Annotated in this window: 1 protein-coding gene and 1 pseudogene; one reads left to right on the top strand and one right to left on the bottom strand. The window is 61.9% G+C overall.

Features of this window, described 5'->3' with window-relative positions:
- On the bottom strand, nucleotides 1-217 hold a 217-nt coding region (locus tag ACXRVZ_RS27765; protein WP_458233154.1), incomplete at its 3' end, for a response regulator.
- Between the two features lie 155 nt (nucleotides 218-372).
- On the opposite strand from ACXRVZ_RS27765, the pseudogene recA reads away from it, so the two are divergent.
- A pseudogene (recA, locus tag ACXRVZ_RS27770) lies at nucleotides 373-517 on the top strand (recombinase RecA); the annotation flags it as partial.

The following is a 517-nucleotide window of genomic DNA, read 5'->3' on the forward strand; positions in this document are numbered from 1 at the left end:
CGCTCGAGCCGCGCGCGCGCAGCTTGCGCAGCACCTCGAGGCCGTGCAGCTTCGGCAGGCCGAGGTCGAGGATCAGGAGATCGAACTCGTGCGATGCGAGCGCCGCATCGGCCTCGGTGCCGCTGCCCACCTGGTCGACCGAATATCCCGCGTTGCGCAGCGAACGCAACAGGCCGTCGGCCAGCACTTGATCATCTTCGGCGATCAGGATGCGCATGCTTGTCTCCTGAAATGGGCCGCCCCGGAATCTTGTGGTGTCGGCCTCGACGGGCCGCTGGATCGATTGTAGGGATGGCTGAAAGGCACTGGGCAAATCTACTGTACAAACATCCAGCTTTTGCGATAATGCGCCAACTTCCCCAGGAGAACGTTATGGATGCCCCGGTCAAGACCCTGAACACCGAAAAAGCCAAAGCCCTGCAGGCCGCACTCGCGCAAATCGAAAAGCAGTTCGGCAAGGGCACCATCATGCGCCTGGGCGAAGGCGAGGTGATCGACGACATCGAGGTCGTCTCGA

The sequence above is a fragment of the Roseateles sp. P5_E8 genome (assembly GCF_054177665.1).